The organism is Ornithinimicrobium cryptoxanthini (genome assembly GCF_023923205.1).
Taxonomy (GTDB): domain Bacteria; phylum Actinomycetota; class Actinomycetes; order Actinomycetales; family Dermatophilaceae; genus Ornithinicoccus; species Ornithinicoccus cryptoxanthini.
Genome location: NZ_CP099490.1, coordinates 2739455 through 2766277 on the forward strand (window position 1 = coordinate 2739455; position 26823 = coordinate 2766277).

The following is a 26823-nucleotide window of genomic DNA, read 5'->3' on the forward strand; positions in this document are numbered from 1 at the left end:
CCGCCTGACGGTGGTGTCGCGACGGCCCCACCCGCACGCTGACATCTGCCTCGCCCATTGACCCACGGGCCTCTTTGTGCCTACGTTTTCCCCGTCAGGTCGGCCAACTGGTCGACTCTCTACCCAAGGGAGACAACGCATGGGCCTCATGGACAAGATCACCGGCGCCGCCGGGCAGCACAAGGACAAGGCCGCTGACGCCGTCGACCAGCACGCCGACAAGATCGACGGTGGGCTGGACCGGACCGGCGAGTTCGTCGATGACAAGACTGGGGGCAAACACTCCGAGCACATCGAGACGGGGAAGGACAAGGCCGCTGACGCGCTGGACGGCCTCGACGGCAAGGACGACGACTTCGGCAACGCCGCGGCGCCGCAGAACCCGCCGAGCTGACCGACATACGCAACACGCATCGCTCAAGCCCTGGGATCATCCCGGGGCTTGAGTGCATCCTGAGGCCGGCACGAGCGAGCGTGCTCGCGCCTCAACGGCCAGACAGCTCCGGCAGCACGCCGTCCACCTCGTAGGCGGACATCATGTCGATCCGCCGCTGGTGCCGCTCGGCGCCACTGAACTCGGTCTCGAGGAAGGTGCGCACCATCTCCTTGGCCTCCTCGACGGAGTTCATCCGCGCCCCGATCGAGATCACCCGGGCGTCGTTGTGCTGGCGCGCGAGCTCGGCCAGCTCGACGTTGTAGGCCAGCGCCGCCCGGATGCCGGTCACTTTGTTGGCCGCGATCTGCTCGCCGTTGCCGGACCCGCCGAGCACGATCCCGAGGGACCCGTCGTCGTTGGCCACGCCCTCGGCCGCACGCAGCACGAAGGTCGGATAGTCGTCCAGCTCGTCATAGCCATCCGGCCCGTGGTCGATGACCTCGTGGCCCTCCTCGCCGAGCCAGCGCACCAGCTCGCGCTGGAGGTCGTATGCCGCGTGGTCGCCGCCGATGTGGATCCGCACCTGACCGCTCCTCAACTGAAGTCCGGGCTGGCGTCCCGGGTCCGCTTCATCTCATAAAAGCCCGGTGTGCCGGCGACCAGCACGCAGCCGTCCCAGAGGTTGCCTGCAGCCTCGCCCTTGGGCGCGGGGGTGACGACGGGTCCGAAGAACGAGACGCCGTTGACGGAGACGACCGGGGTCCCGACGTCGTCGCCGACCAGGTCGATCGCACGCTGGTGGCTGGCGCGCAGCCGGTCGTCGACCTCGGTGCTGCCCGCGACGTCCTTCAGCGAGGCATCGAGACCGACCTCCTCGAGCACCTCGGCGATGATCGTGTCGAGCTGCTCGGTGCCGCGGTGCTCGAGGTGGATGCGCTGCCCGAACGCGTCATACAGCTTCTTGCGCAGCGCGCTCGCCTCGTCCTCAGGCAGGTCTTTGGTAGCCGCCACGATGACGCGGACCGGACCCCAGCTGCGGTCCAGCATCTCGCGGTAGCCCTCGTCGAGATGCCGTCCCTCGTTGAGGACGGACAGGCTCATCACCGACCAGGTGATGTCGATGGGCCGGACCTGCTCGACCTCCATCAGCCACCGGGAGGTCATCCAGGCCCAGGGACAGACCGGGTCAAACCACATCTCGGCCGAAGTCCGTGTCTCGCTCACGTCGTTGCTCATGGCACCATCGTTGCACCACATCGCGGCGTCGAGCGCGCCGACCCTACACATCAGCACAGGAGCACCCGCATGCCCGGGAAGAACCTCACCCGTGACGAGGCCGCTGCGCGGTCCGCGATCGTCTCCACCGACTCGTATGCCGTGTCGCTGGACCTCACGACCGGTCCCGACACGTTCGGGACAGTCACGACGGTGCAGTTCAGGGCGACCGAGGGCGCCGAGTCGTTCATCGACCTCTGCGCGCCATCCGTGAGCTCGATCGTGCTCAACGGCGAGTCGCTGGACCCGGTCGAGCACTATGCCGACTCGCGGATCCGCCTCCCCCGCCTGGCCGCCCGCAACACGCTCACGGTCGAGGCGACCGGCGCCTACATGAACACCGGTGAGGGGATGCACCGCTTCGTCGACCCGGCCGACGGCGAGGTCTACCTCTACACCCAGTTCGAGGTGCCGGACTCCCGCCGCGTCTTCGCGGTCTTCGAGCAGCCCGACCTCAAGGCCACCTTCCAGTTCACCGTGACCGCCCCGGCGCACTGGCAGCTCATCTCCAACCAGCCGACGCCCCAGCCCGTCACCGCAGGGTCCAAGCCCGGTGCGGGACAGACCGACTCGAGCGACGCCACACCCGGCGACATCGCGACCTGGACCTTCGAGCCGACCCCGCCGATCTCGTCATACATCACCGCCCTCGTCGCCGGACCGTATGCCGTGGTGCGCGACGAGGTGGCCACCCGCGCCGGCACCGTCCCGCTGGGCGTCTTCTGCCGCCGCTCGATGGAGCAGTACCTCGACGCGGACAACGTGCTGGAGGCCACGAAGGCCGGCTTCACCTTCTTCGAGGAGGAGTTCGACCAGCCCTACCCGTTCGCCAAGTACGACCAGATCTTCACGCCCGAATACAACGCCGGCGCGATGGAGAACGCCGGCTGCGTGACGATCGTGGAGGCCTACATCTTCCGCGGCAAGGTCACCGAGGCGATCATCGAGCGGCGCGCACTGACGATCCTGCACGAGCTGGCGCACATGTGGTTCGGCGACCTGGTGACGATGAAGTGGTGGGACGACCTGTGGCTCAACGAGTCCTTCGCGGAGTGGGCCTCGACGACGTGCCAGGCCGAGGCCACCCAGTGGAGCCAGGCGTGGACCACCTTCGCGACCGCCGAGAAGGCCTGGGCCTATCGCCAGGACCAGCTGTCCTCGACCCACCCGATCGCCGCCGACATGGTCGACCTGGAGGCCGTCGAGGTCAACTTCGACGGCATCACCTATGCCAAGGGTGCCTCGGTGCTCAAGCAGCTGGTGGCGTATGTCGGCCGCGAACCTTTCCGGGACGGGCTGCGGTCCTACTTCGCCAAGCATGCGTGGGGCAACACGACCCTGGCCGACCTGCTCACCGAGCTCGAGGCCACCTCCGGGCGTGACCTGCACACGTGGAGCCAGCTGTGGCTGGAGACCGCTGGCGTCAACACCCTGGTGCCCCAGGTGACCTCGCAGGACGGGACCATCACGGCCGCCTCGATCACCCAGACCGCTCCGGATGAGTGGCCGACGCTGCGCCCGCACCGGCTGGCGGTCGGCTGCTATGACCTGGTCGACGGTGAGTTCGTGCGCACGCACCGGGTCGAGCTCGACATCGACGGCGCGTCCACGCCGGTGCCAGATCTCGTGGGCCGGCCCGTGCCGGACCTGCTGCTGGTCAACGACGACGACCTGGCCTATACCAAGATCCGCCTCGACGAGGCCTCCCTCGCGGCGGCGCTGGCGCAGCCACGGGCGCTGGTGGACTCCCTGCCCCGCTCGCAGGTCCTGGCCGCGGCGTGGGACATGACCCGCGACGGCGAGATGGCCGCCAGCGACTATGTGAGCCTGGCCCAGCAGCTGCTGCCCTTCGAGACCGAGTCCAACCTGCTGCGGTCGCTGATCGAGCAGTCGTCGACGGCGGTGCTGACCTATGTGGCACCGGCCAAGCGTGCTGCGGTGACGGCGGGGCTGGAGAGCGCGTTGCTGGACGCCACGCGCGAAGCCGCGGGTGGCAGCGACGCCCAGCTGCAGCTGCTCACCGCGTGGGCGTCGTTTGCCCGGTCACCGCAGTCGTTGGAGCTGCTGCGTGGCCTGCTGTCCGGTGAGCAGGCCCTCGACGGCCTGACCGTGGACCAGGACATCCGCTGGACGCTGCTCACCGCGCTGGCCACGGCCGGCGCCGCCGACGAGACGGAGATCGATGCCGAGCTCGAGCGCGACGACACCGCGACCGGCCGTGAGAAGGCCGCGCGGGCCCTGGCCGCGCGACCGACCGCCGAGGCCAAGGAGACTGCCTGGCGTGATGCGGTCGAGCACGACGGTCTGCCCAACGCGGTCCTGGCTCAGACTGCGCTCGGCTTCGGCAGGGTGCACGACACGGCGCTGCTGGAGCCCTACGTGGAGCGCTATCACTCGGCATTGAGCTCGGTGTGGGAGTCGCGCACGCACCACATCGCGGAGTCGATCGTGGTCCGCTTCTATCCGCACGTCCTCGCCGACCAGCATCTGCTGGACGCGACCGTCGCCTGGCTCGACGCGAACCCGGAGGCCCCTTCAGGCCTGCGCCGCACGGTCGCCGAGAACCGCGACACTGTCGCCCGCGCACTCAAGGCCCAGGAGCGCGACGCCGGCTGACCCAAAAAATAGGGAGGTTTTGTCGGCCCCACACGCATTTTTGGGGAGGTTTTGCGCTCGCCCGCCGCGCACCTCAGGACTGTCGCGACACCGTCCGCGCCAGACGCCGCGCCGAGCGCCACGTGAAGAGCTCCTCCAGCAGCACGGGGCGGCCCTCGGGACCGGCGAGCGGCACCCGCCAGTTCGGATACTCCTCATCAGTGCCCGGCTGGTTGATGACCCGCGTGTCCTGCGCCAGGTCACTGACCGAGACCCCGATGAGCTTGGCATGGGTGAAGCTCAGGAACCGGTGCAGCGCCTCGACCTGCTCGGGGATGCTCGCCCCCGCACGCACCAGCCCGCGCCCGCGCAGCGCCTGGAGCACCTGCTCACGCGCCGCCTCGTCAGAGGCCTGCTCCTCCTCCAGCGACCGGTCGAGCAGGCCGAGGGCGTGGCGCAGGTCGATGTGCACGCCCCGCAGATAGCCCGCGGTCGGCGGCAGGTCGTGCGTGGTGACCGTCGCCAGGCACAGCTGGCGATAGCTCTCCGGCGGCAGCAGCCCACCATCGCCGTCATAGTCCTTCTCGAACCACAGGATCGAGGTCCCGAGGATGCCGCACTCGGTCAGGTAGTCGCGCACCCACGGCTCGACCGTCCCCAGGTCCTCGCCCACGACGACGGCGCCCGCCCGGTGCGCCTCGAGCATGAGGATGCCGACCATCGCCTCGTGGTCATAGCGCACATAGGTGCCCTCCCACGGCTCGGTCCCCTCCGGGATCCACCACAGCCGGAACAACCCGATCACGTGGTCGACCCGCAGCCCACCAGCGTCCCGCAGGACGGCCCGGATCATGTCCCTGTATGGCGCGTAGCCGAGCTCGGCGAGCTTGTCCGGCCGCCAGGGGGGCTGGGACCAGTTCTGGCCCAGCTGGTTGTACTGGTCCGCCGGCGCCCCGACGGTCACGTCGCGCGCCAGCGCGTCACCGAGCGCCCAGGTGTCGGCGCCGTGCGGGTGCACGCCGACGGCCAGGTCATGCATCACCCCGAGCCGCATCCCGGTCTCGAGCACCTCACGCTGCACTGCGGCCAGCTGCTCGGCCAGGATCCACTGCAGCCAGCAGTGGAACTCGACCTCCTGGGCGTGCTTCTCGCGGAGCGCGTCCACGGCCGGGCCGGCGGCGTCCTGCAGCTCGGCCGGCCACTGCCGCCAGTCCGGCCCGTGGATGCCAAAGAGAGTGGCCCACGTCGCATAGTCGACCAGCCCCTGGCCCTCCCGCTCGACGAACGCGTGGAAGGCCCGCTCGCGCCGCAGCGACCGGCCCTGACGGAAGACCATCCGCAGCGCCGACTCCTTGGCCGCCCAGACCGCGTCACGCTCCAGAAAGTCCAGATCCAGATAGCGCTGGGCGTCGTCGGCGTGCCACTCCACCAGCTGGCGCTCGGCGGCCGACATGTAGGCCACCTCGGGCAGGTCCTCGACCCGGATGTAGATCGGGTTGACGAAGCGCCGCGTCGTCGGCAGATAGGGCGAGGGCTCCATCGGCGGTGTCGGCTCGGCAGCGTGCAGCGGGTTCACCAGCACGAAGTCGGCACCGTGACCCGCGGCCCAGGCCCCGAGGTCGGCCAGGTCCGCCAGGTCCCCGGTCCCCCACGACTGGCTCGAGCGCATGGCATAGAGCTGGGTCATCACGCCCCACGCCTGACTGCCGTCCCTGGTCAGGAAGTCCGGCAGCTCCAGCTTGGCCGGGGCGACGACGAGCGGCATGGAGTGGCTCTCGCCCCCGTTGCCCTGCCCGCCCAGCACGACCTCGACGCGGTGCCAGCCCAGCGGCAGCGACTCTGGCAGCAGCACGGTCGCCTCGCTGATCTTGACGCCGTCCACGTCCCTGTTGACCGCGCCCTTGTCGTGGGCCAGCTCCAGCTCGCCGTCGTCCTCGATGTGCACCCGCGCGGTGAACTCACGGCCCGCCGGCACGTGCACCGCCAGCTTGTGGCGCCGCCCGGCGCGGACCACGGTCACCGGCGGGAGCACCCGACGCCACGCGGCGTCATGGCGCGCGACCAGGCTCTCGGCGACCTGCTCCTCATCGGCGGCAGGCACACCCAGGGCGCCCAGGACCGTGCGGATCGTCGTCTCCGCCACTGTGCGGTGGTTGCCCTGCCAGTCCCAGAACTCCGTGGCCACCCCGTGCCCGGTCGCGAGCTCGATCAGGGGTTGGGGAAGGGCGGATGTCACGGGTGGGGCCTCTCGGTCGGGACGAAAAGGTTGCGGTGTTGCCCGGCCAGTCTGCCAGTCACCGTGCGGCACTGGGCCACAATGCGAGTATGCCGTTTAGCACCTGGTCCGAATTCGGCGCCTGGCTCCTCGGGGCGCCCGTGCTGGTGCTGGTCACCATCGTCATGGCGGTGATCGCCCGGTGGTTGGCGCACCGCGCCATCAAGGGCGTCGTCGACAACGCGGTCGAGCGCGCCGAGCAGAACAGGACCAGCAGTGCTGAGCGCCTGCTCGGCGTGGACGCCGAACGACGCCGTCAGCGCGCCCTCACCATGGGGTCGCTGCTGCGCAGTGTCGCGACCTTCGTGATCGCGACGATCGCCATCCTCACCGTCATGTCCTTGATCGGGCTGCCCCTGGGCCCGCTGCTGGCCAGCGCCGGGGTCGGTGGGGTCGCCCTCGGTTTTGGTGCGCAGTCGCTGGTGAAGGACTTCCTGTCCGGCATCTTCATGATCGTCGAGGATCAGTATGGCGTGGGCGACCGGATCGACACCGGCGAGGCTGTCGGCACGGTCGAGGAGGTCACCCTGCGCGTCACCCGCCTGCGTGATGCCAGCGGTGTCGTGTGGTTCGTGCGCAACGGCGAGATCGTGCGGATCGGCAACCAGAGCCAGGGCTGGGCGATGGCCACGATCGACCTGCAGGTTGCGGCCACCGAGGACCCGGCACGGGTGATCCCGGTCGTCGAGCGCGTGGTCGCAGAGGTCTATGCCGACCCGGCCTGGGCGCCGAAGTTCGTCGAGGAGCCGTCGGTGGCCGGCATCGAGTCGGTCGCCTCGGGCGCCATGACGATCCGCGTCTTCGCCAAGTGTCTCCCCGGTGAGCAGTGGGGCGTGCCGCGGCGCATCCGTGAGCGGGCCAAGGCGGCGTTCGACGCCGAGAAGATCAGGATGCCACCGGTGCCCTACACGGCCACCGAGCACTAACCATCCTAAAGAACTCTTGCGCAAGGGTTCTTTAGGATGGATTATGGTGCCGTGCCGTCCACCCCACCGATCAGTGACCCCGAGCGGATCCGCGCGCTCGCCCACCCCGTGCGCCTCGAGCTCCTGGACCTCCTGGGCGACGTCGAGGACGCCACGGCGACCGAGTGCGCCGAGCACACCGGCGAGTCCGTTGCCAGCTGCTCCTTCCACCTGCGCCAGCTCGCGCGCTACGGCTATATCGAGCGGGCGCAGTCGCGCGGGCGCGAGAAGCCCTGGCGCATCGTCAAGGGCGGCTACGACCTGCGGCCCCGGCAGGACCTGCCTGGGTCGACCACCGCGGTCGCCGAGGTCGCCGCGCTGCACATGCTGCGCGAGACCGAGCGCGTGCACCGCTATCTCGGCCAGCTCGACCGTGAGTCCTCGGCCTGGGTCAAGGCGGCGACTGTCACCTCGTCGTCCTTCTGGGCGACCGCAGACGAGGCCGCGCAGCTCTCGGAGGAGCTGCGGGCCCTGACCGAGCGCTTCGCGGGTCGCTCGGAGGACCCGTCGCTGCGGCCGGACGGGACCCGCCAGGTCCGCCTCTTCGGCACCGTCAACCCCGACCCCGCCTCCCAGGCTCCGGCCCACGCCACAGGGGACCAGCAGTGACCACCAGGACGCACCGCCGCACCCGCGGCCCGCTCGCCCTGCAGAGTCCCGGTTTCCGCCGCCTGACCTCCGCCTGGGTCTTCACCAACATCGCCGACAGCGCGCTCTACCTGATGCTCGCTGTGTGGGTGAAGGACCTGACCGGCTCTGACAGCGCTGCCGGCGTCGTCTTCGCGATGCTCGGCGTGCCCGCCCTGCTCGCGCCCTTCCTCGGCCAGGTCGCCGACCGGGTGTCGCGCAAGTGGTTGCTCGTGCTCGCCAACCTCGCGGTGGCCGTCGTGGTCTGCACGATCCTGCTGGTCGACTCCGCCGCGGGGCTGTCGTGGATCTATGCCGTCGTGCTGGTCTATGCCACCGTCGCCTACCTGACCGCCGCGGCACAGACCGGCCTGGTCCGCGACCTGCTGCCCGACGAGCACCTCGCCTCCGGCAACGGCCTGCTCTCCAGCGTCGACCAGTCGCTGCGGCTGGTCTCCCCACTGGTGGGCACGGCACTGTATGCCGTGTGGGGGCCGCACGCGGTCGTCATACTCACTGCCGTTGCCTTCCTGGTCGCAGCCGGGCTGCTGGCCACGGTCAAGGTCCTGGAGTCACCCCCGGAGACAGCCGAGGAGCGCGGCAGCTACTGGACCGAGCTGACCGCCGGCTTCCGCCACCTGGCCGCCAACCCCGTCCTGTCGCGGCTGACCCTCGTGATCGCGATCACCTTCGGGGCGACCGGGTTGGTCAACGTGGCGGTCTTCCCGATCATCGAGCAGGGGCTCGGGCTGCCCACCGAGGCGCTCGGACCGCTGGTCGCCGTGCAGGGCATCGGAGCCGTCATCGCCGGGCTGACCGCCGCTGCGGTGATCAACCGTCGCGGCGAGGTCTGGACCTTTGGCGCGGGCGTGCTCATCCTGGCCATCGGGCTCATCCCCGGAGTCACGACGAGCCTGGTGGCTGTCGGCGCGGGGCTGGCCGCCATCGGCTTCGGCGTCACCTGGTCGGTCATCTCCTTCATCACGCTGCGCCAGCGCCTGACCCCGGCCCGCCTGCAGGGTCGCACCGGGGCGGCCACGGCCATCGCGATCAACCTGCCGCAGACGGTGCTGACGTTCCTGGCCGCGGCGATCATCGGGACCATCGACTACCGGCTGCTGATCATCGTCACGGCTGTCGCAGCGCTGGCCTCTCTGTTGCTCATGCCGCGCGGCTCGACCGTCTCGCAGACGGCGCCCGGGGCGGACGCAACTCCCTAGCATGCTTCATGTCGAAACAGGCCCGACCCGTTCGTCATCACGGTGTCAGACCGCTCACTGAAAGGACCTGCCATGACCGATTACGTCGTCATGTTTCCCGTCGACAACGAGGCCGACTGGCAGGCCGGCACCGAGGCAGATCACCAGGCCACCTACGACACCGACGCCGAGTTCGCGGCGCTCCTTCGGGCGTGCGGCGGCGCGGTGACCAGCGGCGCCGGGCTCACCCACAGCAGCCAGGCGCGCACCCTCACGCGCGGAGCGCAGCAGACCGTGCAGGTCACCGACGGACCGTTCGCTGAGTCCGTTGAGCAGATCTCGGGCTTCTATCTCGTCACGTGTGAGGACTACGACGCGCTTACCGAGGCTGCGCAGGTGCTCACCCGCGCCCATCCCGTCGTGGAGATCCGCCCGGTCGAGTCGTCCTGAGGCGGCCAGACGCCGCAGGAACAGAAAGACGTATCGCCTTCATCTCAGGAGCGGATGCCGCTCCCCCTCCACCCGGCTGAGAGACTGGTGGGGTGAGCCAGCCAGAACTTGAGCAGACCTACTATGACCGCGTCGGGGGGCACGAGACCTTCGTCAAGCTCGTGCACGAGTTCTATCTCGGTGTCGCCCAGGACGAACCGCTGCGCGAGCTCTATCCCGAGGAGGACCTCGGCCCGGCCGAGGACCGCCTGCGGCTCTTCCTCGAGCAGTACTGGGGCGGCCCCAAGACCTACTCCGAGACACGCGGCCACCCGCGGCTGCGGATGCGACACGTGGACTACAGGGTGACCCCGACCCAGCGCGACCGCTGGCTCAAGCACATGTTTGCCGCGATCGACACCCTCGACCTGGCCCCGATGGACGACGAGTTGATGCGCGGCTACATGTCGCATGCGGCGAACTTCATGATCAACGCCGAGGACGACTGAGGTCTCGCATGCCGAGGGGCCGGTCGGATTTCACTAGAGTGCGGCCGGTGGAGCAGCACACCGACCGTGACCGCACCGACCTGAGGTTCAGGCGGGCCGGACGCGAGGACACCGCGGCGGCGCAGGCCGCCTACCAGCAGATCATCGAGCATCTGGGTGCGACGGTTGACTACCCCCACTGGCACTCGGAGAACCACCCGAGCCCTGCCGAGGTCGAGCAGTGGGTCGAGGCCGGTGACCTCTACCTCGCCCTCGCCCCGGTCGATGCCGACGACGAGCAGATCGCGGGGGCGATGGTCCTCGACCACCACGCGCCTGCGGCCTACCAGGACGCGTCGTGGGCGATCGAGGCCGCTTCCGAACGGGTGCTGGTGGTCCATGCCCTGGGCGTCCATCCGGGCTTCCTCCGCCAAGGGGTGGCCCGGTTCCTCGTCCACGCCTCGCTAGAGGTGGCGCGGCAGAAGGGGTGCCGGGCGGTCCGTCTGGACACCTATGTCGAGAACCTGCCGGCCCGGCGCCTCTATGCCAGCCAGGGGTTCGACGACCTGGGCATTCACACGCTGCACTATGACGGCACCGACCTGACCCAGTTCCACCTCTTCGAACGCGTGCTCTGACCTGACTCCGGCCGCTGCGGCATGGTTATCCACAGGGCCGGATCCGGCCGTGGAGAATTCGTGCCAGGGTCACCGCCAGCAGAGCAGCGAGAGGGCGCAACGTGGTCCCCGTGGACGACTACTGCCCGAATGTGCACACAGGAGGCGTACAGTGCGGACTATGTCCGAGACACCTGGTCGCAAGGCGGCCCGCCTGGCGATGCGACTCACCCCAGAGCAGGACGCGCTGATCCGGGAGGCTGCCGCCACGACCGGTCAATCACTGACCGAGTTCGTCACCACGGCAGCCGTCGCGCGCGCCCAGGACAGCCTGGCTGACCGGCGGATGTTCCGTCTCAGCGACGAAGCATGGGCAGAGTTCTCTGCACTCCTAGACCGCCCTGGGCAGCGCGTTCCATCGTTGGCCGCCCTGCTCGACGAGCAGGCTCCGTGGGACAAGGACTGAGTGACACCGCTGCAGCCTCGCCCGATCCGGGCCAGAGACGACTGCACGGCGTTCGAGTCTGGTGAGCCGTCGCTCGACGGCTACCTGAGGGACCGAGCCCTGAGCAACCACCTCGCGGATCTGGCCCGGTGCTATGTCTGCACCGAGGTGGCCAGCAACAGGGTGCTTGGTTACTACACCCTGTCGGCCGTGGCGGTGTCGCGCAGCGCCCTTCCCGGAAGGGCCCGTCGCAACGCTCCCGATCCGGTCCCCGCAGTGCTGCTCGGTCGTCTCGCAGTCGACAGGATGGCTCAGGGCAGCGGGCTCGGACGCCTGCTCGTCCGCGATGCCATCGTGTCGACTCTGGCCGCGGCTGACCGCATCGGCGTGCGGGCGCTGCTCGTCCACGCGCTTCACGAGCGCGCTGCCAGCTTCTACGGCGGCCTCGGGTTCGCGACGTCGCCGACCGATCCACTGCACCTCTACGTGTTGCTCGCCGACGTGCGCAGGTCCCTGCCCGGCTGAGTCCGCAGGGTTATCCACAGAGCCGGATCCGGGTGTCGGTCCTTCGTGGCACCGTGGAGTCCGCATCGTCAGGGAGGAGACTTGTATGTCGGCAGCGACAGCCGGTGGGCACCGCACCGGAGACCCGGGGACCCGTTTCGACCAGTTGCTTGAGCAGGTGTGGGACAGGGGATGGGAGCCGCTCGACCTGCACCGACTCCTGGTGCGTGACGGTGATCCCGTCGCGACGAGCCTTCTGGGTGACCTGGTGGCGGCAAACCTGGCGCGCTACTCAGCCGTCACGGTCGAGGACCGGTGGCACACCCAGGTGGAGGAGATCGGTGCGTCGGTGTGGTGGGGCCCTGCGGACGATCCCGTGGCAGCCCGGGCCGACCGCGCCAAGGGCGGCTGGGCCGCGGTCAGCAAGGCCGGCATCCGGCTGGAGCGGACCATGCTGTTGCTGCCGCAGATCGAGCGGCTCAGCGCCCGACCGGGGAGCGCCCGGCCTCACTCGGCTCCAGGACCAGACGTCGACCAACGCCTGCTCACGAAGGTCAGGATGATGCTGGCGAAGGCAGAGGCCACCACCTTTCCCGCGGAGGCCGAGACGTTCACCGCGGCGGCACAAAAGCTCATGTCCCGCCACAGCATCGACCGGGCCATGCTCGACCAGAGCTCCGGGAGGGGCGACGGTGCCACGGCGATCCGCCTCGGCGTGGACCGCCCCTACGAGTCGGCGCGCTTCCAGCTCATCTCCACGATCGCGCGAGCCAACCGCTGCACGGCTGTGTGGCAGAAGGGGTTGGGCTTCAGCACTGTCGTCGGGTTCCCCACCGACCTGAGGGCCGTGGAGCTGCTGTTCACCTCCCTGATGGTCCAGGCAACGGCTGCCATGACGGCACAGGGGTCGCGGGAGGACTGGTCCGGGCGCAGCCGCACCCGCTCGTTCCGCAACAGCTTCCTGACCGCCTATGCCGTGCGGATCGGCGAGCGCCTGGACGCTGCGGCCCGCGAGGCACAGGTCGAGAGTGAGAGCCAGTGGGGCGACGACCCGGGACCGAGCGGCCCGGGCGGGGAGGGTCGCTCGGACCGCACGGCGCTGGTGCGAGTGCTCGCCCAGCGTGACCAAGAGGTGGAAGACGCCGTCGCACAACGATTCCCACGTCTGCGACACACCCGGAGCAGGGCCACCTTCGACGAGGAGGGGTGGTCCTCTGGGACGTCCGCCGCCGACCGTGCCGACCTGGGGGCGCCAGGCCGACTCGGCAGGACCGGCAACTAGTCGCGGGGGCCGGCTGCCTGCCGGGCCGCGAGTCCCTCGATCAGCAGCTCCAAGCCGAACTCATACTCCGTGTCCACGCCCGACTCATCCTCGAGCACCGGTCCACCGGCGTAGTTGCCGGCCAGGAAGAAGGGCGCCGCATAGGGCAGGCGCTCTGCCGTGATCACCTCACCGAGCTCAGCCATCGCGTCCGGCCCGAACTCCAGGTCCTCCTGGTCGGCGAGGTCACGCTCCAGGTTGGAGAAGCTGGCGACGTAGGAACTGATGACCAGGACGAGGCTGATGATCTCCTGCTCGCTCAGTTCCAGCGCGCGCACCGCCTCCATCCCACGGTCAACGACCTCCATCGTTCCCGGGAGGAGAACCGACACCGGCCCTCGCTGGACCTCGAGCAGCCAGGGATGCTGTCGATACATGCTCTGGAGCTCTGCGACCCAGGTGCGCAGGTTCTCCCTCCAGTCGTCCCCGCTCTTCCTCCGCGGTGGCAGGAGCCAGTCCGCACCGCTCATGAGCAGGAGCAGTTCCTCCTTGTTCGCGACATACCGATACAGGGACATCGTGGTGAAGCCCAGGGACTCGGCCACGCGCTGCATGGTCACCGCACCCAGCCCGTGCTCATCGGCGATCTCGATGGCCTGTTTCACGATCTTCTCGTGGCTGAGCCCGCGGCTGGGACCGCGCTGCGGCGCCGCGTGCGCCCCCCACGCAATGGCCACCACTCGCGGCACACCACTATCCGTCATCTCACCAGCCATGAGATCAGTCTAGTCAATTAACTGTGTACGTCACACGCTGTGTATGTCATACTCTGTTTATGTCATACACACCTGATGCTGTCACAGACACTTTCACTGATGAGACCGTGATCGAGGTGTCCGGGCTGCGCAAGGGCTACGGCGGCCACGAGGTGCTGCGAGACCTGGACCTGTCGCTCGGGCCCGGCGTGCACGCGCTGCTCGGGCCGAACGGAGCTGGCAAGACCACCCTCGTCAACATCCTGACCACCCTGGTCCCCCACGACGAGGGGACCGTCAAGGTGCTGGGCATGGACACGCGCACCGACGCCCACCGCATCCGGCACCGGATCAGCGCCACGGGCCAGTTCGCCGCCGTGGACGAGATCCTGACGGGGCGCGAGAACCTGGTGATGATGGCCCGCCTGCTGGGGTTGCGGCCCCGGGCGGCGCGCCGCCGGGCAGGGGAACTGCTCGACCGCTTCGATCTGGGGCAGGCTGCCGGTCGCGCGACACGCACCTACTCCGGCGGCATGCGGCGGCGCCTCGACCTGGCGGTCAGCCTGATCTGGCCGCCGCAGGCGCTCTTCCTGGACGAGCCGACGACCGGCCTGGACACCCGCAGCCGCCTCACCCTGTGGGAGCAGATCCGGACCCTGGCTGCCGAGGGCACCAACGTCTCCCTCACCACGCAGTATCTCGAGGAGGCCGATCAGCTGGCTGACCAGATCGCCGTGCTCGACGGCGGCCGGATCGTGGCCAACGGCACCGCTGCCCACCTCAAGGGGCTGGTCGGCAGCGACGTGGTCCGGGCGCTGGACGCCACCGGCGCCGTGGTGCGTGAGGAGACCACCGACGGCACGGCCGCCGACCTGGCCAGGGTCACTGCGGCGCTGGCCGCGAACGACCCGACCTGGCGGGTGGAGCTGCACCGGCCGACCCTCGACGACGCCTTCCTGCAACTTACCGACCACGCCGCCACTGAGGCGGCCGACCCCACCGACAGCGCCACTGACGAGCACGACCTGATCCTGGAGGCCACCCGATGACCACCCGGGCTCCGGCACCCAGCCGGGGGTCCGGCATACTCACCGCCTCTGCCGTCTTCGTCGGCCGGGCCGCCCGGCACAGCCTGCGCGACGTCGAGTCGATGCTGATGGCGGTCATCCTGCCGGTGATGCTGATGCTGATGTTCACCTACGTCTTCGGTGGGGCGATCGCTCCGGACGGCGGCTATTTGGACTATGTCGTCCCCGGCATCGTCCTGACCTGCGCCGGGTTCGGGGCCGCCTCGACCGCGGTCGGTGTCGCACAGGACATCACCACGGGCACGATCAACCGGTTGCGGACCATGCCGGTGTCCAGCGCGACCGTCCTGGTCGGGCACGTCGTGGCGAGCCTGCTCCGCAACCTGTTCGCCACCGGCGTCGTCCTGTTGGTCGCGGTCCTGATCGGCTTCCGTCCCGACGCCGGGCCGCTGGACTGGCTGGGCGCGGTCGGTCTGCTGGCGCTCTACATCCTGGCGATCACGACGGTCTTCGCGATGCTCGGTCTGGTCGCCCACTCCCCCGAGGCGGCCAACGGCTATGGCTTCGTGCTGCTCTTCCTGCCCTATGTCTCCAGTGCGTTCGTGCCGGTCGAGACGATGCCGGGCTGGATGCAGGGCTTTGCGGCCAACCAACCGATCACTCCGGTCATCGAGGCGACCCGTGCGCTCTTTGCCGGCGCCTCGCCAGGGTCGAACGCACTGGTCGCGATCGTCTGGTGCGTCGGCATCATCGCGTTCGCGGCGGCGCTGACGGCCTACCTGTTCCCCCGCCGCGTGGCGCGCTGAGCCGTATGCCGAGGGGCAGGGCCGCGGATTTCGCCGGGGGTCGCGGGTCACCCACAATGGTGACCCGTGACCACTCCCGCGACGCACCCGCACCACCCCGCCGAGTCCCACGATGCGCCCTGGTGGCGCCATGCGGTGATCTATCAGGTCTATCCGCGCTCGTGGGCGGACGGCAACGGCGACGGGATCGGCGACCTACCGGGCATCACCAGCCGTCTGCCCTACCTGGCCGACCTCGGCGTGGACGCGGTCTGGCTGTCGCCGTTCTATGTCTCGCCGATGAACGACGCGGGCTACGACGTGGCCGACTACCGCGACATCGACCCCCTGTTCGGCACGCTGGACGATGCCGACGCGCTGATCGCGCAGGCTCACGAGCTCGGCATCCGCGTGATCGTCGACCTCGTGCCCAACCACACCTCAAGCCAGCACGAGTGGTTTCAGGCAGCACTGGCCACCGCACCCGGGTCGCCCGAGCGGGACCGCTACATGTTCGCCGAGGGCAAGGGGGCCGACGGCTCCCAGCCGCCCAACAACTGGCAGTCCGTCTTCGGCGGTCCGGCCTGGACGAGGTTGGAGGGTGCTGACGGGACACCGGGGCAGTGGTACCTGCACCTGTTCGACTCCACGCAGCCCGACCTCAACTGGGAGAACCCCCAGGTGCGGGAGATGTTCACCGACGTGCTGGCGTTCTGGCTCGACCGCGGCGTCGACGGTTTCCGCGTCGACGTCGCCCACGGGTTGATCAAGGCTGACGGCCTGCCGGACTGGCACGAGCGCACCGGGATGCTCGGCAGCCACGAGGAGGAGCACCGCACCGAGGGTGCACAGCCCGCGCGTGCACCGATGTGGGACCAGGACGGCGTCCACGAGATCTATCGCGAGTGGCGCCAGGTGCTGGAGGGCTACAACCCCGAGGGCGATCCCGCCAAAGACCGCATCCTCGTCGCCGAGGCCTGGGTGGAACCGGTCGAGCGGGCGGTGGCCTATGTGCGCCCCGACGAGATGCACCAGGCCTTCAACTTCGGCTTCCTGGAGTGCGCCTGGCGCGCCGAGGACCTCCACCAGGTGGTCACCGACTCCCTCGACGCCGCCGACCTGGTCGGGGCACCGAGCACGTGGGTGCTGTCCAACCACGACGTCGTCCGGCACGCGAGCCGGCTCGGCCTGGAGGTCGGTGTCACGCGCCCCAACGGGATCGGTGTGGGTGATGTGCAGCCCAACAACGCCCTGGGGATGCGTCGGGCGCGGGCCGCGACGGTGCTGATGCTGGCCCTGCCCGGCTCGGCCTACATCTATCAGGGCGAGGAGCTCGGCCTGCCCGACCACACGGCCCTGCCCGACGAGGTCCGTCAGGACCCGACCTGGGAGCGCTCCGGTCACACCGAGCGCGGTCGGGACGGCTGCCGGGTGCCGATGCCCTGGGAAGCCGGCCAGCCGACATACGGCTTCGGACCTGGCCACCAGAGCTGGCTGCCGCAGCCGGAGATCTATGGCCCGCTGGCGGTCGACCGCCAGCAGGGCGTGGCCGGCTCCTCGCTGGAGCTCTATCGCACCCTGCTGGCCACCCGGCGCGAGCTGGACCTCGGCGTGGGCGAGCTGGTGTGGGACGACGGGTTCGGCCCGGACGTCGTGGCGTTCCGCACGACCGACCAGGCCGGCGTCGGCGTGCACGTCATCGCCAACCTCGGCGCGGAGCCCGTGGCCCTGCCGACCGGTGCCGAGGTCGTGCTGAGCAGCGCCGCACTCGTCGGCGGTGAGCTCCCGACAGACACCACCGTCTGGCTGCGGGTGGGCTGACCCGCGGACCGCTAGGAGGTCTCGGGGGACCCGTCGGGCTCGCGGACGGCCGTCACCTGCACCCGCTCGATGCGCATGCCGTCCACGGCGAGCACCTCAAAACGCAGGCCGCTGGTCTCGATGACGTCGCCGGCCTCGGCGAGGCGGCCAAGACGCTCCAGCACCAGACCGGCGGCGGTGTCGTAGTTCTCGTTCTGCAGGGCGGCACCGGTCAGCTCCTCGAGCTCCTCGATGTTCAGACCACCGTCGACGGTGAGCGACTCCCCCACCGTCAGCGTGGCGTCCTCGGGGTCGGTGCGGGAGTCGTACTCGTCATAGATCTCCCCCACCAGCTCCTCCACCAGGTCCTCCATGGTGACGATCCCGTCGGTCCCGCCGTATTCGTCGACGACCAGGGCGATCTGCTGCTTCTCGCTGCGCAGCCGGTTCAGGGCGGGCATCACGTGCAGGCTCCCCGGCAGGGGCACGATGGGTCGGGTGATGTCCGAGATCCGGCTGACCTGCCACCGGTCGAGGGGCACCTCGAGCACGTCGCGGATGTGCACGAAACCCAGGATGTCGTCGACGGAGCGGCCGGTCACCGGGAAACGGGAGTGCGAGGAGCCAACGATCAGCCCATGGACCTCTTCCACGGTCGCGTCCCCGTTGAGGAACTGCACCGCAGTGCGGGGAGTCATCACGACGTCGAGGTTGCGCTCGTGCACCCGGAAGACGTCGGTGAGGATGCGGCGGCTGTAGGGACGCAGGCCCTGGTGCCCCTCGATGATGTCGCGGACCTCCTCGGTGGACATCTCCTCGGCGGAGGCGTTCGGGTCGCCGCCCAGCAGGCGCACCACCACGTTGGTGGACACCGACAGCAGCCAGATCACGGGACGGACCAGCTTGGCGAAGAGGTTCAGCGGGGGCCCCAGGATCTTGGTGAACGAGACCGATCGCTGCATCGCCAGGCGCTTGGGCACCAACTCCCCGAAGACGAGCGAGAGATAGGCGATCAGCAGGGTCATCGCCAGCAGCGCCACGGTGTCCGCGATCCCGTCCGGCACCCCCCATCTCATCAGCACCGGCACCAGGTCAGGGGCGATGGTCGAACCGCCGTATGCCGAGGAGAAGAACCCTGCGACCGTCACCCCGATCTGGACCGCGGAGAGGAACTGGTTGGGGTTGCGGACGAGGGCGCCGATGCGCTGGCCCCGCTCGCCACTCGCCTCGATCTTGCGCACCTGCGAGTCGCGCAGCGTGACGATGGCCATCTCGGTGCCGGCGAAGACACCGCCGATCAGCACGAAGAGCATGACCAGGAGCAGGTTCACGACTGTCTGGGAGTCCACGCACCTGACGCTACCGTCCGCAGGGTGGGCGATCCTGGAAATCCTCCGTCCTGGCCCGGTCGGTCCCCATCGGCTGGACGATCTCTCCTGCTCAGGCCGGTTACGCTTGGCCCATGACCCGCGACGATGCCTCCCAGGTGGGCCCCGCGAGCACCGATCCCGAGGGCCCCCGCGGCGACGGCAGAGTGGCTGGGGGACCACTGATCGCGGTGCCCGGCCATGCGAGTGCTGCGGCGCCCGACGGCGCGACCGAGTCCGACCAGATGCCCTTCGAGCGACGAGCCGCCACCGATGCGGAGGCCCGAGCCCTCGCCTCGGGACTGCGTCTGCGGATCCTGCGACTCACGCTCGATGAGGCGCTCACCAACAAGGAGATCGCCGACGCCCTGGACCGCAACCCCGCCTCGGTGCTCCACCACGTCCGCACCCTGGTCGACAACGGCTTCCTGCGCGCCGAGGATCCACGGCGCGGCACCCGCGGCGCACGAGAGATCCCCTACCGCTCGACGGGCAAGGCCTGGAACATGGACACCCAGGGCGTGACGGCGGGACCGATCGTGGAGGCGTTTCTCTCCGAGATCGGCGACGTGCCCCCTCACCTGCGAGAGCTGTCCCGCATGCGCGTCAACGGTTCGGACCTGCCGGAGTTCCGCAAGCGCCTTTATGACCTGCTGCTGGAGTTCTATCGACGTCCCCACGACGCGGAGTCGGCGCCGCACTCGATCTTCGTCGCGATCCACCCCGACACGTCGACCCCGCGGCGGCACTCCTAAAAATCGCGAGAGGTCGAGCCTGCTCGTGATGTCGCCGATGCCGGTGTCGGCGGATCCGCGCACTCGGCCCCGAAGTTATCCACAGGCGAGGAACGCGAGGGTTACGGATCCTGCCACGATCGGCCCATGACGGATGAGGCACTGGTGGGGAACGTCGTCGCCTGGGCGGGTCGCAAGCAGCGTGCGGTGGACGCTGCAGTCCTGGAGTCGGTGCTGCGGGCACGAGGGCCGGGAGCGGGCGTGGGGAGGTGGCCGCCTGGGTCCGTCGTGGACCTCCTCCTCGTGCGCTGGCCGAAGAGCCAGGAGGAACTGCCGGAACAGGAGACCCTGGCTTCCACACTCGAGACGTTCTGGAGGTTCCTTCGCGCCACGGGACTGATGGCGCACGGCTCGGCGGAGCCGAAGGCCCTCCTGCGGGAGTTCGGCCGGGCCGCCGTCCGGTTGTGGGTGCCTGGAAGTCCTGAGCAGGCTGTTTCGGAAGACCTGGCCTGGTTCAGCCCGTCCTCACCGGCGAAGACTGCAACCGCGATCCGCCGGTCGGTCTTCATCCTGAAGTGCCTCTGGCTGGCGGACTGGGTCGGCGAGGGCGTGGCGACGTCGGACCGGGGGTTCCCACCCGTCGGCACGCTCCACGACGTCGTCGACTATGACGTGGTCGAGCCGGACCTGATGTGGCTCGCCTGCGTGCGCGGAGGCCTCATCGAGGTCACCGCCGGACGAGCAGTGCAGGTCTGCGGCCGTCCCCACTCGGACGAGGAGTGGGTCCACCTCGGCCTGCAGCTCGTGGTGAGCCTCCTGCTCTGCCTTGACCTCGACAACCGTGACCCAGCGCTCTACGCGCTGGCCGGTCTGTGGCACCCGGGCTTCAACGGCTGGGAGGAGGACGAACTCGCAGAAGGGTGGTGGCGCTCGGAGCACAACCGGGCCGGTCACCGCGCGCAGAGTGGCGATCGGGAGAGATCCGCCGACGCGGCATACGGCGCGCTCATCCTGCTCGAGGAACTCGGCGTGCTCGATGAGCCTGCCGGCGGCGGTCGGCGGTTCGCGCCGACGGCACTCGGCCACGACGTGGCCCTCGCTGTCATGCACCTCGGCCTTCAGGGAGCGTTCCTGGAGGACACTGCCTGACCCGCTCGTGCCGCAGAGCGCTTGGCACGGTCTCATGTCATGCATGCAAACACATGCATAATGTATGGATGGGAGTGCTGATGCAGATCCGCGATGTCGACGAGGCGGTCCGGGACACCCTCAAAGCTCGCGCGGCCACGGAAGGCGTCTCGCTCAACACCTACCTGCGGACCTTGCTGTCCCAGGCTGCTGCGACGCCGACCCGTCAGGAGGTGTTCGACCGCATCGCGAGTCGCGCGGAGCGGTCCGACGCGTCGTCGGTCGATCTCGTCCGTCAGCTCCGCGACGCGACTTCTCCCCGTGACACGACCTCGCCCCGCGAGCCGTGAGCGTCGTCGTCGACTCGTCAGTGCTCGTCGACCTCCTGACAGGCGCCGCTCAGCCAAGCCTGCTCGGTGACGCCTTCGAGCAGGAGTGGCACGTGCCGGCGCATCTCGACGCTGAGGTCGTGCATGCCCTCAGGGGCCTCGTGCTGGGGGCTCATATCTCGGCGGCTCGGGCGCAGGACGCTCTGACCGACCTGCACGAGCTCCGGCTGCGCAGGTGGCCCCTTGAGCTCCCCCTCGCCCGTCGCTGCCTCGAGCTGGCGCACAACGTCTCCGCCTACGACGCGGCCTTCCTGACCCTGGCCGAGGTGCTGGACTGCCCCATGCTGACCAGGGACGCGAGGCTGGCCCGCGCTGCCGACGGTCTTAGCGGCGCGCAGATCCGGGTGGTGTGACGACGCCTTGGCCTCGCTCCGAACCACTCCACAAGTGATTAGCGGGTGAGGATGTGGCCGACGGGGGTGCTGGCGCGGGTCCAGGGGCCGGCGCGGAAGACGTTGACCTGCTCCCCCGGCCGGGCAAAGCCCAGGCCGTAGGCCGCCAGCCCGACTCCCGCTGGCAGGCCGCCTGCCGCCGGGCGGCCCCACACGCGCTCTCGCAGCGCCCCGACCGCGAGCGCGCCAGACCCCTCTGGGGCGCCCTGCGCGATCTCGGCGATGCCGTCCTTGGCGACAGACAGCAGCTCGTCCGCGTCGACCTGGCCTAGGGGCTCCCACCCGGAGCGGGCCGGGGTCAGCGCCGTCCAGGGCTCGCTGACCACCATCGGCGGCACCGACAGCAGGGTGCTGGTGTCACCCGTGCTGGCCCGGCGCGCCATCCGGTCGCTGATCGCGGACAGGGGCACCGTCGCATCCAGGGTCTGCGCACCACGCAGCGCGATCAGCGGCATCGTCCGCAGCCCCAGGACGACCCCCGAGCCGACCAGTCCGCGTCCGGGCAGGACACACACCCATGCGGCGAGGACGCCGCCGTTGGTCTGCAGCCGCACCGAGCCCTGGTCCATCAGGGACCGGGCCCGCCGCGCAAAGGTCGCCAGGTCCTGCAGGCTCTCGACGTCCGCGAACTCCAGGGTCACGCCCTCCTGCGCGTTCATCGGCGGTCCTTGTGGCTGCGCAGCGGCAGGGGGTCGCCCAGGACCACCTTCATGGCCGCCCGCTCATGCTCGGCGATCCGGCGCGGCCGCCCCTTGCTGAGCTCATAGGTGACCAGCGTCGACTCGGCCCGCGCGAAGGTGAGGTCACTGCCGCGCTGCCCCACGACATACGAGATGTCAAAGGCGGCACCGCTGATCCGCGAGCACCACAGCGTGACCAGCGCTGGCTCGTAGTTGAACGTCATCGGGGCCAGGTAGTCGATCTCGGTGCGGGCCACGAGCACCCCGTCCTCGAGCAGCGAGCGCTCCTGACCGAACCACTCGTGGAACGCATAGACCCGGGCCTCCTCCAGATAGCGGAGGTACTGCACGTTGTTGACGTGGCCGTAGGCGTCCATGTCGGACCAGCGGACGGCCACCTCGACCGTCGCGGCGTTCGGTGGCAGGGCGTGCGTGGTGGCAGGCATGGGGACATCCTCTCAGCAGCGCCGTGGACTAGAGTTCCGGCGTGACCCCGACCCCCGACGAAGCTATCGATGACCTCCTCGACGTCCTGGACCTGACCTTCGAGGGCAAGACCGAGGTGCGAGTCTCCTCCACCGAGGGTGTCGTCGAAGACCTGCGCGACACCGAGGGTGAGGTTTTCGTCGGCCGCAGCCAGCCGATGCCGACCGGTCGGGTCTTCGGCGGCCAGGTGCTGGCGCAGTGCGTCGTCGCCGCCGGGCGGACGGTGGACGTCGATGACGGGGACGGTCCGCGGTTCATCCACTCGCTGCACGGCTACTTCCTGCGCCCGGGCGACGCCAACCAGCCGATCCGTTTCCTGGTCGACCGGATGCGCGACGGGGGGTCCTTCTCGGCCCGCCGGGTCCACGCCGTCCAGGAGGGACGGATCCTGCTGTCGATGATCACCTCGTTCCAGGAGGAGTCCGAGGGGCTGGATCACCAGGTCACCATGCCGCAGGTGACGCCCGCGGAGCAGCTGCCGCCCGATGCCGAGGCGCTCTCCCAGATCGACCACCCGCTGGCGCGTCACGCCGCCAGCCGCGCCGTCGAGCTGCGGCACGTCGACGCGCAGCTCTTCCCCGGCAATGACATCGTGATCGGCGAGAGCCAGTCGGTGTGGCTGCGTGTGCCGCGCGCCCTGCCGGACGACCCGCTGCTGCACGCGGCGGTGCTGGCCTACGCCTCCGACTACAGCCTGCTCGAGCCCGTGCTGCGTCGGCACGGGCTGGTGTGGGGTGACCCGCGGCTGCGGATGGCGAGCCTGGACCACGCCATGTGGTTCCACCGCCCGGACGGACGGGTCGACAACTGGGTGCTCGCCACGCAGGTCTCCCCGTCCGCGCAGGCCGGCCGCGGCCTCGGGCTCGGTCACATGTTTGCCGCCGACGGCGCTTTGCTGGCCACGGTCGGCCAGGAGGGCATGGTCCGCGTCAAGCAGTAGGGAGCACCGCTTGCCTGGACTGGTCTCAGAGGTCGACGACCTGTTCCACGAGCTCGGCGACCAGGTCATAGGCGTGCGGGTCGGTGACGTTCGCCATCGCGAAATACACTGTGTCGGTGCCGATCTCGGCCAGGGCACCGAGCTTGTCCACCGCCTGGGCGACGCTGAGCGAGATCTCGCCCGTGCACATCGTCTCCCCACCGTCTCGGGTCAGCGCGAGCCGGGACAGCACGGTGTGCTCGATCTCCTGCGGGTCGCGACCGATGTCGGCACAGTGCCGGGCGAGCACGTCAAACTTGCCCCGCAGCACGCCCGGCCCCGAGTAGTCGAAGAGGTTGCACGCGTCGGCATACCGGGCGACCAGCCGCAACGTCTTGCGTTCCCCACCGCCACCGATCAGCACACGTGGTCGTCGCACGGGTTGCGGCGAGTTCAGGGGTCGTGCGAGGCGATAGTGCCTCCCGGCATACGGCGTCTCGTCACCGTCCCACATCTGCCCGATGATCTGCAGGGTCTCCTCGAGGCGCTCGAACCGCTCCGTCACCGGCGGATAGGCCACCCCGAGGCTGCGGTGCTCCTCCTCGAACCAGGCCGCGCCCAGGCCGAGCCAGGCCCGCCCACCGGACAGGACGTCCAGGGTGGTCACCGTCTTGGCGAGTATGCCGGGGTGCCGGTAGGTCACGCCCGTCACCAGCGCGCCGAGCTCGATCGAGGAGGTGAGCCCAGCGGCGAACCCCAGCGTGGTGTAGGCCTCCAGCATCTCCGCCTCCGGCGGCCCGAGCGCGGGGATCTGGAAGAAGTGGTCCATCACCCACAGGCTGCTCAGCCCTGCCTGTTCGGCATCACGCGCGATGCGCGTGAAGGTCGGCCCGATCGAGGCGGGCGCGTCCGGCCACGACCAGTGAGACACCTGCAGCCCGAGTTTCATCGCTCCAGTCTGCTCGATGGTGCCCGACGCCGGTCCGGTGACCCTGAGCGGACCGGTGTGGAGCGGACCGGTGTGGAGCGGAGCGGGGTGGATCGTCGGAGGAGTCGATATCGTCGTGCTGGCGACCGGTGCGGTCCAGATCGAGTCCCAGCCACAGTCACGCACGCAGGAGGAACGTTGATGTCGCTCCCCACCCACGGTGTCCACTCCGAGGTCGGCAAGCTCAACAAGGTGCTGGTCTGCCGTCCCGGGCTGAGCCACGAACGGCTCACCCCGAGCAACAGCGATGACCTGCTCTTCGACGACGTGCTCTGGGTCGAGAGCGCACGACGCGATCACCAGGACTTCGTCGACAACCTTCGCTCCCGCGGCGTCGAGGTGGTGGAGCTGCACGAGCTGCTGACCGAGACGCTGGCCGTCCCCGGGGCCCGCCAGTGGCTGCTTGAGCGCAAGCTCACCGTCAACGATCTCGGGCTCGGGCTGATCGATGACACCCGCGCCTACCTGGAGACCCTCGACGCGACGACGCTGACCGAGTTCCTCATCGGCGGGCTCGCCACCCGGGAGATGCCCCAGGAGTTCCGTTCCGACCACCTGGCGCTGGTGCGTGACTCGGGCGGGGTGACCGAATATGTCATGCCGCCGCTGCCCAACACCAGCTACACCCGGGACACCACCTGCTGGATCTATGGCGGACTGACCCTGAACCCGCTCTTCTGGCCCGCCCGGCACGACGAGACGCTGCTGATGAAGGCGGTCTACGAGTTCCATCCCGACTACACCGGCAGCACTGTCTGGTGGGGTGACCCGGAGCAGGACTGGGGGCAGTCCACGATCGAGGGCGGCGACGTGATGCCGATCGGCAACGGCGCCGTGCTGATCGGGATGAGCGAGCGGACCTCACGCCAGGCGATCACCCAGGTCGCCGCCACGCTCTTTGCGGCCGAGGCCGCCACCAGGGTCGTTGTCGCCGGGATGCCGAAGCTGCGGGCGGCCATGCACCTGGACACCGTCTTCACCTTCGCCGACCGCGACGTGGTGACCTACTATCCCGACATCGTCGACGGCATCAAGACGTTCTCCCTGCGCCCCGCCGACGACGGGAGCCTGGAGGTGACCAAGGAGTCCGGCTCCTTCATCGACGTCGTGGCCCACGCGCTCGGGCTGCCCTCACTGCGGGCGGTCGAACCCGGCGGCGGCTGGTATGCCGGTGAGCGCCAGCAGTGGGACAGCGGCAACAACGCGGTGGCCGTCGAGCCCGGCGTGGTCTTCACCTACGACCGCAACACCTACACCAACGAGCTGCTCCGCGCCGAGGGCATCGAGGTCATCCCCATCCGGGGCGCCGAGCTGGGCCGCGGCCGAGGCGGGGGCCACTGCATGACCTGCCCGATCTCCCGTGACGCGGTGGACTACTGACCCTGCGACCTGACCCATCCCGCACCGGCCAGGTCCAGGCGCCGCCCCGAGACGAACCGGAGGTCTAGGCCGGTCGCCGGGTCGGTGAACGCGAGCTCCGCGGCCAGCAGCTGCAGCGGCCGGCTGAAGTCGGCCGGTGCCACGTCCAGGACCTGTGGATAGAGCGGGTCACCCGCGATCGGTGCCCCGAGCCCGGACAGGTGCAACCGCAGCTGGTGCGTGCGGCCGGTCTCCGGCCGCAGCCGGACCAGCGCGAGGTCGCCGGTCCGCTCCAGCACCTCGATCTGCGTCACGGCGTTGGGCTCACCGGGCACCTCGACCGCCTGCAGCTGTCCGCGTTGCTTCTCGATGCGAGAGCGCGCCACCGCCGGCAGCGTCGCCGCCTGCGCGAGGTGGACGACGGCCAGATAGGTCTTGGTCACCCGTCGGGCCGCGAACAGCTCCTGGTAGTCCCGCCGCACCGTGGGTTCCTTGGTCAGCAGCAGCACCCCTGCGGTCAACCGGTCCAGGCGGTGCGCGGGCTGGACCTGCTCCCACCCGGCCTGTCTGCGCAGCCGCGCCAGCACGGTCTCACGCACGTGCCGCCCCCGGGGCATGGTGGCCAGGAACGGTGGCTTGTCCACCACCAGGATCCGCTCGTCCTCGTGCAGGACGGTCAGCTCGCCGGGCACCGACGTCTCCTCCGGGAGGTCGCGGTGCAGATAGACCCACTGCCCCGGTCGGTATGCCGTGTGCGCGGTGACGACGGTGCCGTCGCCCAGGAGCACCTCACCGGCCGCCAGTCGGCGCTGGACCTCCGGGGCACCCCTGGTCCGCTCGGCCAGGAACTCGGCGACCGTGCTGTGGGAGGTGCCGGTCGGCATACTGAACCTGGCTGGCGGCACGCCGTCGCGGTGCGGCAGCGGCGCGGACGCACGAACCCGCCGGCTCCGGGTC

General features: G+C 69.6%; 30 protein-coding genes. 21 read left to right on the forward strand and 9 right to left on the reverse strand.

Translation table 11 applies throughout. The annotated features are described in order from the left end of the window. Window positions 1–139: 139 nt before the first annotated feature. Window positions 140–394, forward strand: coding sequence for an antitoxin (locus NF557_RS12620; protein ID WP_252619867.1), 255 nt, complete (start codon window positions 140–142; stop codon window positions 392–394). Between the two features lie 91 nt (window positions 395–485). Here NF557_RS12620 and NF557_RS12625 read toward each other — a convergent pair whose 3' ends face one another. Both NF557_RS12625 and NF557_RS12630 read right to left on the reverse strand, forming a co-directional pair. Continuing rightward, window positions 486–959, reverse strand: a complete 474-nt coding sequence (locus tag NF557_RS12625; RefSeq protein ID WP_252619869.1) for a ribose-5-phosphate isomerase — start codon at window positions 957–959, stop codon at window positions 486–488. 11 nt (window positions 960–970) lie between these two features. Then, a complete protein-coding gene (locus NF557_RS12630) occupies window positions 971–1612 on the reverse strand; it encodes a mycothiol-dependent nitroreductase Rv2466c family protein (RefSeq protein WP_252619871.1) in 642 nt (213 codons plus the stop codon). Window positions 1613–1681: 69 nt separating this feature from the next. Between NF557_RS12630 and pepN the strand changes: the two genes are divergently transcribed. Continuing rightward, window positions 1682–4267 carry an aminopeptidase N gene (gene pepN / locus NF557_RS12635; protein ID WP_252619873.1) on the forward strand — a complete coding sequence of 862 codons (2586 nt, stop codon included), beginning with the start codon at window positions 1682–1684 and terminating at the stop codon, window positions 4265–4267. A 73-nt stretch (window positions 4268–4340) separates the two neighbouring features. Here the strand turns inward: pepN and malQ are convergent, their stop codons facing one another. Then, window positions 4341–6482 (reverse strand): 4-alpha-glucanotransferase, encoded by a 2142-nt coding sequence (gene malQ, locus NF557_RS12640; protein WP_252619875.1) that lies wholly within the window; start codon window positions 6480–6482, stop codon window positions 4341–4343. Between the two features lie 89 nt (window positions 6483–6571). Between malQ and NF557_RS12645 the strand changes: the two genes are divergently transcribed. From NF557_RS12645 to NF557_RS12685, 9 genes are all read left to right on the forward strand, one after another. Beyond that, window positions 6572–7447: a mechanosensitive ion channel family protein gene (locus NF557_RS12645; RefSeq protein WP_252619877.1), complete on the forward strand. Its 876-nt coding sequence runs from the start codon at window positions 6572–6574 to the stop codon at window positions 7445–7447. Between the two features lie 36 nt (window positions 7448–7483). Then, entirely contained in the window at window positions 7484–8095 is a 612-nt protein-coding gene (locus tag NF557_RS12650) for an ArsR/SmtB family transcription factor (RefSeq protein ID WP_252619879.1), read from the forward strand. Next, complete coding sequence (locus NF557_RS12655; RefSeq protein ID WP_252619881.1) at window positions 8092–9333, forward strand: MFS transporter; 1242 nt, start codon at window positions 8092–8094, stop codon at window positions 9331–9333. Before NF557_RS12650 ends, NF557_RS12655 begins: the two co-directional genes overlap by 4 nt. Window positions 9334–9405: 72 nt before the next feature. Further along, window positions 9406–9762: a YciI family protein gene (locus NF557_RS12660; protein ID WP_252619883.1), complete on the forward strand. Its 357-nt coding sequence runs from the start codon at window positions 9406–9408 to the stop codon at window positions 9760–9762. A gap of 92 nt (window positions 9763–9854) precedes the next feature. After that, entirely contained in the window at window positions 9855–10250 is a 396-nt protein-coding gene (locus NF557_RS12665) for a globin (RefSeq protein ID WP_252619885.1), read from the forward strand. A gap of 47 nt (window positions 10251–10297) precedes the next feature. Continuing rightward, window positions 10298–10867: a GNAT family N-acetyltransferase gene (locus tag NF557_RS12670; RefSeq protein ID WP_252619887.1), complete on the forward strand. Its 570-nt coding sequence runs from the start codon at window positions 10298–10300 to the stop codon at window positions 10865–10867. Between the two features lie 160 nt (window positions 10868–11027). Continuing rightward, on the forward strand, window positions 11028–11312 hold the full coding sequence (locus NF557_RS12675; protein ID WP_252619889.1) for a type II toxin-antitoxin system TacA family antitoxin: 285 nt from the start codon (window positions 11028–11030) through the stop codon (window positions 11310–11312). Then, window positions 11313–11816: a GNAT family N-acetyltransferase gene (locus tag NF557_RS12680; protein ID WP_252619891.1), complete on the forward strand. Its 504-nt coding sequence runs from the start codon at window positions 11313–11315 to the stop codon at window positions 11814–11816. 85 nt (window positions 11817–11901) lie between these two features. After that, window positions 11902–13077: a DUF2786 domain-containing protein gene (locus NF557_RS12685; protein ID WP_252619893.1), complete on the forward strand. Its 1176-nt coding sequence runs from the start codon at window positions 11902–11904 to the stop codon at window positions 13075–13077. On the opposite strand, the gene NF557_RS12690 is transcribed toward NF557_RS12685, so the two are convergent. After that, on the reverse strand, window positions 13074–13832 hold the full coding sequence (locus NF557_RS12690; RefSeq protein ID WP_252619895.1) for a TetR/AcrR family transcriptional regulator: 759 nt from the start codon (window positions 13830–13832) through the stop codon (window positions 13074–13076). The genes NF557_RS12685 and NF557_RS12690 overlap by 4 nt on opposite strands. Window positions 13833–13891: 59 nt before the next feature. Here NF557_RS12690 and NF557_RS12695 point away from each other — a divergent pair, with 59 nt between their 5' ends. From NF557_RS12695 to NF557_RS12705, 3 genes are all read left to right on the forward strand, one after another. Continuing rightward, the gene (locus NF557_RS12695) at window positions 13892–14860 is read left to right on the forward strand and encodes an ABC transporter ATP-binding protein (RefSeq protein WP_252619896.1); all 969 of its coding nucleotides are present in this window, start codon (window positions 13892–13894) and stop codon (window positions 14858–14860) included. Continuing rightward, window positions 14857–15645, forward strand: a complete 789-nt coding sequence (locus NF557_RS12700; protein WP_252619897.1) for an ABC transporter permease — start codon at window positions 14857–14859, stop codon at window positions 15643–15645. The genes NF557_RS12695 and NF557_RS12700 overlap by 4 nt, the downstream gene beginning before the upstream one ends. A gap of 66 nt (window positions 15646–15711) precedes the next feature. Further along, window positions 15712–17445 carry a glycoside hydrolase family 13 protein gene (locus NF557_RS12705; RefSeq protein ID WP_252619898.1) on the forward strand — a complete coding sequence of 578 codons (1734 nt, stop codon included), beginning with the start codon at window positions 15712–15714 and terminating at the stop codon, window positions 17443–17445. Window positions 17446–17456: 11 nt separating this feature from the next. Here NF557_RS12705 and NF557_RS12710 read toward each other — a convergent pair whose 3' ends face one another. Continuing rightward, window positions 17457–18773, reverse strand: coding sequence for a hemolysin family protein (locus tag NF557_RS12710; RefSeq protein WP_252619899.1), 1317 nt, complete (start codon window positions 18771–18773; stop codon window positions 17457–17459). Window positions 18774–18886: 113 nt separating this feature from the next. Between NF557_RS12710 and NF557_RS12715 the strand changes: the two genes are divergently transcribed. The 4 genes from NF557_RS12715 to NF557_RS12730 all read left to right on the forward strand — a co-directional run bounded on the left by NF557_RS12715 (window position 18887) and on the right by NF557_RS12730 (window position 21395). Then, entirely contained in the window at window positions 18887–19546 is a 660-nt protein-coding gene (locus NF557_RS12715; RefSeq protein ID WP_252619900.1) for a helix-turn-helix domain-containing protein, read from the forward strand. A 126-nt stretch (window positions 19547–19672) separates the two neighbouring features. Then, window positions 19673–20674 carry a hypothetical protein gene (locus NF557_RS12720; protein WP_252619901.1) on the forward strand — a complete coding sequence of 334 codons (1002 nt, stop codon included), beginning with the start codon at window positions 19673–19675 and terminating at the stop codon, window positions 20672–20674. Window positions 20675–20742: 68 nt separating this feature from the next. After that, window positions 20743–21003, forward strand: a complete 261-nt coding sequence (locus NF557_RS12725; protein ID WP_252619902.1) for a FitA-like ribbon-helix-helix domain-containing protein — start codon at window positions 20743–20745, stop codon at window positions 21001–21003. After that, a complete protein-coding gene (locus tag NF557_RS12730) occupies window positions 21000–21395 on the forward strand; it encodes a type II toxin-antitoxin system VapC family toxin (protein ID WP_252619903.1) in 396 nt (131 codons plus the stop codon). The genes NF557_RS12725 and NF557_RS12730 overlap by 4 nt, the downstream gene beginning before the upstream one ends. Before the next feature lie 38 nt (window positions 21396–21433). On the opposite strand, the gene NF557_RS12735 is transcribed toward NF557_RS12730, so the two are convergent. Both NF557_RS12735 and NF557_RS12740 read right to left on the reverse strand, forming a co-directional pair. Beyond that, on the reverse strand, window positions 21434–22093 hold the full coding sequence (locus tag NF557_RS12735; protein WP_252619904.1) for a DUF8185 domain-containing protein: 660 nt from the start codon (window positions 22091–22093) through the stop codon (window positions 21434–21436). Next, window positions 22090–22560 (reverse strand): acyl-CoA thioesterase, encoded by a 471-nt coding sequence (locus NF557_RS12740; RefSeq protein ID WP_252619905.1) that lies wholly within the window; start codon window positions 22558–22560, stop codon window positions 22090–22092. The genes NF557_RS12735 and NF557_RS12740 overlap by 4 nt, the downstream gene beginning before the upstream one ends. Window positions 22561–22601: 41 nt before the next feature. On the opposite strand from NF557_RS12740, the gene NF557_RS12745 reads away from it, so the two are divergent. Further along, window positions 22602–23540, forward strand: a complete 939-nt coding sequence (locus NF557_RS12745) for an acyl-CoA thioesterase (RefSeq protein ID WP_252619906.1) — start codon at window positions 22602–22604, stop codon at window positions 23538–23540. A 25-nt stretch (window positions 23541–23565) separates the two neighbouring features. Here the strand turns inward: NF557_RS12745 and NF557_RS12750 are convergent, their stop codons facing one another. Beyond that, a complete protein-coding gene (locus NF557_RS12750; RefSeq protein WP_252619907.1) occupies window positions 23566–24468 on the reverse strand; it encodes an LLM class F420-dependent oxidoreductase in 903 nt (300 codons plus the stop codon). A gap of 16 nt (window positions 24469–24484) precedes the next feature. On the opposite strand from NF557_RS12750, the gene NF557_RS12755 reads away from it, so the two are divergent. Together NF557_RS12755 and NF557_RS12760 are read left to right on the forward strand one after the other, a co-directional pair. After that, window positions 24485–24649, forward strand: coding sequence for a hypothetical protein (locus NF557_RS12755; RefSeq protein ID WP_252619908.1), 165 nt, complete (start codon window positions 24485–24487; stop codon window positions 24647–24649). Next, window positions 24649–25887: an arginine deiminase gene (locus NF557_RS12760; protein WP_252619909.1), complete on the forward strand. Its 1239-nt coding sequence runs from the start codon at window positions 24649–24651 to the stop codon at window positions 25885–25887. Before NF557_RS12755 ends, NF557_RS12760 begins: the two co-directional genes overlap by 1 nt. On the opposite strand, the gene NF557_RS12765 is transcribed toward NF557_RS12760, so the two are convergent. Beyond that, window positions 25881–26750 (reverse strand): pseudouridine synthase, encoded by an 870-nt coding sequence (locus NF557_RS12765; RefSeq protein WP_252619910.1) that lies wholly within the window; start codon window positions 26748–26750, stop codon window positions 25881–25883. The two genes, NF557_RS12760 and NF557_RS12765, sit on opposite strands and share 7 nt — an antisense overlap. Between the last annotated feature and the right edge of the window lie 73 nt (window positions 26751–26823).

Excerpts from the sequence above, each read along its gene's own strand:
- NF557_RS12740 (WP_252619905.1), bottom strand. The coding sequence starts at position 22,560 with ATGCCTGCCACCACGCACGCCCTGCCACCGAACGCCGCGACGGTCGAG.
- NF557_RS12765 (WP_252619910.1), bottom strand. The coding sequence starts at position 26,750 with ATGCCGACCGGCACCTCCCACAGCACGGTCGCCGAGTTCCTGGCCGAG.
- NF557_RS12620 (WP_252619867.1), top strand. The coding sequence starts at position 140 with ATGGGCCTCATGGACAAGATCACCGGCGCCGCCGGGCAGCACAAGGAC.
- NF557_RS12755 (WP_252619908.1), top strand. The coding sequence starts at position 24,485 with ATGGTGCCCGACGCCGGTCCGGTGACCCTGAGCGGACCGGTGTGGAGC.
- NF557_RS12660 (WP_252619883.1), top strand. The coding sequence starts at position 9,406 with ATGACCGATTACGTCGTCATGTTTCCCGTCGACAACGAGGCCGACTGG.
- NF557_RS12715 (WP_252619900.1), top strand. The coding sequence starts at position 18,887 with ATGACCCGCGACGATGCCTCCCAGGTGGGCCCCGCGAGCACCGATCCC.
- NF557_RS12645 (WP_252619877.1), top strand. The coding sequence starts at position 6,572 with ATGCCGTTTAGCACCTGGTCCGAATTCGGCGCCTGGCTCCTCGGGGCG.
- NF557_RS12685 (WP_252619893.1), top strand. The coding sequence starts at position 11,902 with ATGTCGGCAGCGACAGCCGGTGGGCACCGCACCGGAGACCCGGGGACC.
- NF557_RS12760 (WP_252619909.1), top strand. The coding sequence starts at position 24,649 with ATGTCGCTCCCCACCCACGGTGTCCACTCCGAGGTCGGCAAGCTCAAC.
- NF557_RS12690 (WP_252619895.1), bottom strand. The coding sequence starts at position 13,832 with ATGGCTGGTGAGATGACGGATAGTGGTGTGCCGCGAGTGGTGGCCATT.
- NF557_RS12630 (WP_252619871.1), bottom strand. The coding sequence starts at position 1,612 with ATGAGCAACGACGTGAGCGAGACACGGACTTCGGCCGAGATGTGGTTT.
- pepN (WP_252619873.1), top strand. The coding sequence starts at position 1,682 with ATGCCCGGGAAGAACCTCACCCGTGACGAGGCCGCTGCGCGGTCCGCG.
- NF557_RS12720 (WP_252619901.1), top strand. The coding sequence starts at position 19,673 with ATGACGGATGAGGCACTGGTGGGGAACGTCGTCGCCTGGGCGGGTCGC.
- NF557_RS12750 (WP_252619907.1), bottom strand. The coding sequence starts at position 24,468 with ATGAAACTCGGGCTGCAGGTGTCTCACTGGTCGTGGCCGGACGCGCCC.
- NF557_RS12700 (WP_252619897.1), top strand. The coding sequence starts at position 14,857 with ATGACCACCCGGGCTCCGGCACCCAGCCGGGGGTCCGGCATACTCACC.
- NF557_RS12675 (WP_252619889.1), top strand. The coding sequence starts at position 11,028 with ATGTCCGAGACACCTGGTCGCAAGGCGGCCCGCCTGGCGATGCGACTC.
- NF557_RS12735 (WP_252619904.1), bottom strand. The coding sequence starts at position 22,093 with ATGAACGCGCAGGAGGGCGTGACCCTGGAGTTCGCGGACGTCGAGAGC.
- NF557_RS12650 (WP_252619879.1), top strand. The coding sequence starts at position 7,484 with ATGGATTATGGTGCCGTGCCGTCCACCCCACCGATCAGTGACCCCGAG.
- NF557_RS12695 (WP_252619896.1), top strand. The coding sequence starts at position 13,892 with ATGTCATACACACCTGATGCTGTCACAGACACTTTCACTGATGAGACC.
- NF557_RS12725 (WP_252619902.1), top strand. The coding sequence starts at position 20,743 with ATGGGAGTGCTGATGCAGATCCGCGATGTCGACGAGGCGGTCCGGGAC.